6 protein-coding genes are annotated in these 5,407 nt (G+C 71.1%); 3 read left to right on the forward strand and 3 right to left on the reverse strand.

Annotation, left to right across the window (positions count from 1 at the left end):
- On the reverse strand, positions 1 to 599 hold a 599-nt coding region (locus ABZ490_RS51925), incomplete at its 3' end, for an aromatic ring-hydroxylating dioxygenase subunit alpha (protein ID WP_359008018.1).
- Between the two features lie 194 nt (positions 600 to 793).
- Between ABZ490_RS51925 and ABZ490_RS51930 the strand changes: the two genes are divergently transcribed.
- The 3 genes from ABZ490_RS51930 (at position 794) to ABZ490_RS51940 (ending at position 3,474) form a co-directional block, all read left to right on the forward strand.
- Positions 794 to 1,585: an IclR family transcriptional regulator gene (locus tag ABZ490_RS51930; RefSeq protein WP_359008021.1), complete on the forward strand. Its 792-nt coding sequence runs from the start codon at positions 794 to 796 to the stop codon at positions 1,583 to 1,585.
- Between the two features lie 108 nt (positions 1,586 to 1,693).
- Positions 1,694 to 2,566 carry a formyltetrahydrofolate deformylase gene (purU, locus tag ABZ490_RS51935; protein ID WP_359008024.1) on the forward strand — a complete coding sequence of 291 codons (873 nt, stop codon included), beginning with the start codon at positions 1,694 to 1,696 and terminating at the stop codon, positions 2,564 to 2,566.
- 161 nt (positions 2,567 to 2,727) lie between these two features.
- A complete protein-coding gene (locus ABZ490_RS51940) occupies positions 2,728 to 3,474 on the forward strand; it encodes an IclR family transcriptional regulator (protein WP_359008030.1) in 747 nt (248 codons plus the stop codon).
- Between the two features lie 9 nt (positions 3,475 to 3,483).
- On the opposite strand, the gene folP is transcribed toward ABZ490_RS51940, so the two are convergent.
- Both folP and ABZ490_RS51950 read right to left on the reverse strand, forming a co-directional pair.
- Positions 3,484 to 4,293, reverse strand: a complete 810-nt coding sequence (folP, locus tag ABZ490_RS51945) for a dihydropteroate synthase (protein WP_359008033.1) — start codon at positions 4,291 to 4,293, stop codon at positions 3,484 to 3,486.
- A gap of 125 nt (positions 4,294 to 4,418) precedes the next feature.
- Positions 4,419 to 5,279: a bifunctional methylenetetrahydrofolate dehydrogenase/methenyltetrahydrofolate cyclohydrolase gene (locus ABZ490_RS51950; RefSeq protein WP_359008027.1), complete on the reverse strand. Its 861-nt coding sequence runs from the start codon at positions 5,277 to 5,279 to the stop codon at positions 4,419 to 4,421.
- Positions 5,280 to 5,407: the final 128 nt, after the last annotated feature.

The raw sequence follows: 5,407 nt of genomic DNA on the forward strand, positions 1-5,407 counted from the left end.
TCGATGATGAGCTTCCAGTTCGCCTTCACGTCGTACGTGATGCGCTTGCCGACGGAGAGACTGTCGACGTCGTAGCGCTCGATGGAGGCGACATCGCCGAGGCGTTCGACGACCGCGCCCAGCACGTCCGCCTCGAAGGACGGCGGCTCGTCGGCGAGGCAGACCCACACATAGCCGAGCCATTCACGGACATGGACGTTGACCAGGCCGTACTCGGTCCGGTCGATGTCGGGCATCGAGGTCAGGTTCGGGGCCGCGACGAGCTTGCCGTCCAGGCCGTACGTCCAGGCGTGGTAGGGGCACTGGAAGGCTCGCTTGACCTCGCCGGACTCCTCGGTGCAGAGTCTGGCGCCGCGATGCCGGCAGACGTTGAGGAACGCCTTGACCGAGTTGTGGCGGGCCCGGGAGACGAGCACGCTCTCCCGGCCGACCTGGTACGTGCGGAACGCGCCGGGCTTGTCCAGTTCGGAGGCGCGGGCCACGCAGAACCACATGGCCTCGAAGACCCGCTCCTGCTCCTGGGCGAAGACCTCGGGGTCGGTGTAGTACTCGCCGGTCAGCGTGGGGATCAGGCTGGGCGGCAGGTTCGTGCTGGTCATCGTGTCACCTTCGGAGAGGGCGAGGGTCGATTTCCTGTTGCGTATATCGCAACACTCTTCGCTATAAGCAACGTTCGCCGAAACTGTCCCCTCGCGGACTTCCACTGTCAAGGGTTTCGGCGCGCTCGGACGATGTTGCATAATGCGATACTCGTTCTCTATAGAGAAACAACGACGGAGGAGCGACAGCGGCAATGAGCGACGGTACGGACGCTCCGGCACAGCCCGAGTCCCCGGTGCAGTCGGTCGACCGGGCGGCGACCATCCTCGAACTCCTGGGCCGGCACGACGAGGCGGGCGTCACCGACATGGCCGCCGCACTCGGGGTGCACAAGTCCACGGCGTCCCGCCTCGCCACCGCCCTGGAGATGCGCGGACTCATCGAGCAGACGGAGGAGCGGGGCAAGTACCGCCTGGGCCTCGGCCTGATCCGCCTCGCCGGTGCCGCCACGGCCCGGCTGGACCTCTCCCAGCAGAGCCGCCCGGTGTGCGAGCGGCTGGCGCACCGGATCGCGGAGACCATCAACCTGGCGATCCTGGACCGGGACGCCGCGATCAACATCGACCAGGTGCTCGGCCCCTCGGCCCTCACCACGCACAACTGGCTGGGCCGGCGCACCCCGCTGCACGCCACGTCCAGTGGCAAGATCCTGCTGGCCCATCTGCCCGACCCCGAGCTCGCGGACCGGCTCACCGAGCCCCTGGAGAGCTACACCCCGCACACCGTCACCGACCCCGCGATCCTGCGGGCCCAGCTCGAAAAGGCCCGCGCGGACGGTGTCGCGTACAGCCTCGAGGAGCTCGAACCGGGCCTGAACGCGGTGGCCGCGCCGGTCTTCACGTTCAACGGGCAGGCGGTCGCCGCGCTCAGCGCGTCGGGACCGTCCGTCCGGCTCACCGCGCAGCGGCTGCCGGAGGTCTGCGCCGCCGTGCGGGCGGCCGCCGAGGAGATCTCGCACCGCCTGGGCCATCTCCGCCGCCCCTGACCCCTTGACCGCCGGGTCGCCACCATTGGAGCATGTTGCGTATCGCCCACAGTGTTGCGCAATACGCACGCGCCAGACATGTTGCGCACCCGATCACGGAGGATGGCCATGTCTCCTCGACCGCAGCCCGGCCGCGAGTTCGTCCTCACCCTGTCCTGCCCTGACCAGGCCGGCCTGGTCCATGCCGTGACCACCTTCCTGCTGAACCGCTCCGGCAACATCCTGGAGAGCCGGCAGTTCGACGACCGGATCTCGGGCCGCTTCTTCATGCGGGTGCACTTCGACGTGTCGGACCCCGGCGTCTCGCTGGAGGACCTGCGGACCGGCTTCGGCCCGGTCGGGCAGGCGTACGGGATCAGCTGGCAGCTGCACGACGCCTCGACCCCCACGCGCACCCTGATCATGGTCTCGAAGTTCGGCCACTGCCTGAACGACCTGCTCTTCCGCAGGTCCACCGGTTCGCTCCGCATCGAGATCCCGGCGATCGTCTCCAACCACCGCGACTTCGAGCCGCTGGCGCGGAGCTACGGCATCCCCTTCCACCACATCCCGGTGACCAGGGACACCAAGGCCGAGGCCGAGGCGCGGCTGCTGGAGCTGGTGAGCGAACTGGACGTCGACCTGGTGGTGCTGGCCCGCTACATGCAGATCCTCTCCGACGACCTGTGCAAGCAGCTCGACGGCCGGGCCATCAACATCCACCACTCCTTCCTGCCCAGCTTCAAGGGCGCACGGCCGTACGTCCAGGCGTACCAGCGCGGGGTGAAGCTCGTCGGGGCCACGGCGCACTACGTCACGTCCGACCTCGACGAGGGCCCGATCATCGAACAGGACGTCGTCCGGGTGGACCACTCCCGCGACCCCGACGAGCTGGTCACCATCGGCCGCGACGTCGAGGCCCGGGTGCTCGCCCGCGCCGTGGAGTGGCACAGCGAGAGCCGCGTCCTGGTCAATGGCAAGTGCACCGTGGTCTTCCGCTGACGAAGGACCGGCCCTAGGGTGCGGGGAACCAGGCGGCGTCAAGTGTCCGTTCGACCCCTTGTCCGGTCGAGGCGGCCCATCGCCCTCCCTCGGCCATTGCGTATAGTTGCGCTATGAGCAACTACGCGGCAGAGGGCGCAACGTCAGGTGCGGTGAACGGCGTGCAGTCCGTCGACCGCGCCGTCAGCGTCCTGGAGATCCTCGCCCAGCGCGGCGAGGCCGGTGTCAGCGAGGTCGCCGCCGAGATCGACGTCCACAAGTCGACGGCGTTCCGCCTGCTCGGCGCGCTGGAGGCACGCGGTCTGGTCGAGCAGACGGCCGAGCGCGGCAAGTACCGGCTCGGTTTCGGGCTCGTGCGGCTGGCCGGCGCGGTGACGGGCCGGCTCGACATCACCCAGCAGGGCCGGGTGGTGTGCGAGCGGCTCAGCGACCGGATCGGCGAGACCGTCAACATCGCGGTCCTCCAGGAGCACTACGCCGTCAACCTCCATCAGGTACGCGGCCCCGGCGCCGTCGGCGCGCACAACTGGGTGGGGCAGCTCACCCCGCTGCACGCCACGTCGAGCGGCAAGATCCTGCTCGCCCATCTGCCCACGCAGGCCCGCGCCGACGTGCTCACCTCGGCCGGGCTGCGCAAGCTGACGCCGCACACCCTGACGGTGAAGTCCAAGCTGGAGAAGAACCTCACCGAGGCGCTCGACCGCGGGTACGCGATGACGCTGGAGGAGCTCGAGATCGGGCTGCACGCCATGGCGGCCCCGATCCGCTCCCGGGACGGCGAGGTCATCGCCGCGCTCAGCGCCTCCGGCCCCGCCTACCGCTTCACCGAGGCGCGCATCCATGAACTCGCCCCCCTGCTGGTCGAGGGCGCGGCGGAGATCAGCCGCCGGATGGGCCATCTGGGCTGACCCCTCGGTTCAGCCCGGCCCACCCTCGTCACCCCAGCGGGCGGTCACCCGTACCGCGTCCAGCGTCGAGGCGACGTCGTGCACGCGCAGACACCACACACCCTGCGCCGCGGCCAGCACGGACACGGCCGTGGTCGCGGCGTCCCGCTGCGCCGCCGGACGGGGCAGCCCCGTCACCGGGTCCGCCAGCAGGGCGCCCAGGAACGACTTGCGCGAGGCCCCCACGAGCACGGGACAGCCCAGCGCGCGCACCTCCGCCAGCCGGCCGAGCAGCTCCCAGTTGTGCCCGGCCTCCTTCGCGAAGCCCAGCCCCGGGTCGACGATCAGACACCCGGGCGCGATCCCCGCGGCCAGCGCGGCGTCGACCCTCGCCCGCAGTTCGCCGAGCACCTCCGTCACGACATCGCCGTAGCGGGCGTTCGCCTGCATGCCCGCGGCGTGTCCGCGCCAGTGCATGACGACGTACGGCGCTCCGGTCCGCGCCATCAACGGCAGCATCGCGGGATCGGCGAGCCCCCCGGAGACGTCGTTGATCAGCCGCGCGCCCGCGTCCAGCGCACGGGCGGCGACCTCGGCCCGCATGGTGTCGACGCTGACGACCGCGCCCGCCGCGGCCAGTTCCCGGACCACGGGCAGCACCCGGCGCAGCTCCTCCGCCACCGGCGGACGCACGGCGCCGGGCCGGGTGGACTCACCGCCCACGTCCACGATGTCCGCACCTTGCCCGACCAGCGCGAGTCCGTGCGCGACGGCCGCCTCCGGGGCGAACGACAGCCCGCCGTCCGAGAACGAGTCGGGCGTGACGTTCACGACGCCCATGACCAGGGTCCGGCCGGGCCGGGGCAGCCCGTGCGGGTGCAGCTCGGGCGTACCCGGCCGGGAAGGGGTGGTGGTGTGGGCCATGACGGTCACAGGGGTCCAGCCTCAGTCGGGGATGTGCGGGTTCATGCCGCGCCGGCCTTCTTCTCGGCGGCCTCGACGACATTGGCGAGCAGCATGGCCCGTGTCATGGGTCCGACCCCGCCGGGCATGGGCGCGAGCCGGCCGGCGACGGTCGCGGCGTCCGGGTGGATGTCACCGACCAGGCCCTGGTCGGTACGGGTGATGCCGACGTCCAGGACGGCCGCGCCGGGGCGCAGCATGTCCTTGGTGACCAGGCCGGGCGAACCGGCGGCGGCGATGACGATGTCCGCCTCCCGGACGTGCCAGGCCAGGCCCTTGGTGCCGGTGTGGCACAGGGTCACGGTGGCGTTCTCGGACCTGCGGGTGAGCAGCAGCCCGAGGGGACGTCCCACCGTGATGCCCCGGCCGATCACGCACACCCTCGCTCCGGCGAGGGCCACGTCATGACGGCGGAGGAGTTCGACGATGCCGCGCGGGGTGCACGGCAGCGGTGCGTCGACCCCGAGGGAGAGCCGGCCGAGGTTCACCGGATGCAGTCCGTCGGCGTCCTTGGCCGGGTCCATGCGTTCCAGTACGGCGTTCGCGTCCAGGTGGGCCGGGAGCGGGAGCTGGACGATGTACCCGGTGCAGGCCGGGTCGGCGTTGAGTTCGTCGATGACGTCCTCGACCTGGCGCTGGGTGGCGTCGGCGGGCAGGTCGCGGCGGAGGGAGGCGATGCCGACCTGCGCGCAGTCCCGGTGCTTGCCGGCGACGTAGGCACGGCTGCCGGGATCGTCGCCGACGAGCACGGTGCCCAGACCGGGCGGCCGACCCCCCGCCGCCGTCAACTTGGCCACGCGCTCCGCGAGTTCACGGCGGATCTCGGCGGCGGTGGCCTTGCCGTCGAGCAGTTGTGCGGTCACCGGCGGTGCTCCTTCCCTCGGGGCGGACCCTGCTCGCTCAGCCGCGCAGGCGGGACATGGACGGGTCGAACAGGGGCTCCTCGGCGACGACCGCGTCGACGCGCTGGTCGAAGTAGCCGATGTGGAGT

The organism is Streptomyces sp. NPDC005811, from assembly GCF_040630405.1.
Classification (GTDB): domain Bacteria; phylum Actinomycetota; class Actinomycetes; order Streptomycetales; family Streptomycetaceae; genus Streptomyces.

What these genes read in the sequence shown, in the direction of transcription:
- folP (WP_359008033.1), bottom strand. Translation starts at nt 4,293, where the DNA reads ATGGGCGTCGTGAACGTCACGCCCGACTCGTTCTCGGACGGCGGGCTG.
- ABZ490_RS51930 (WP_359008021.1), top strand. Translation starts at nt 794, where the DNA reads ATGAGCGACGGTACGGACGCTCCGGCACAGCCCGAGTCCCCGGTGCAG.
- purU (WP_359008024.1), top strand. Translation starts at nt 1,694, where the DNA reads ATGTCTCCTCGACCGCAGCCCGGCCGCGAGTTCGTCCTCACCCTGTCC.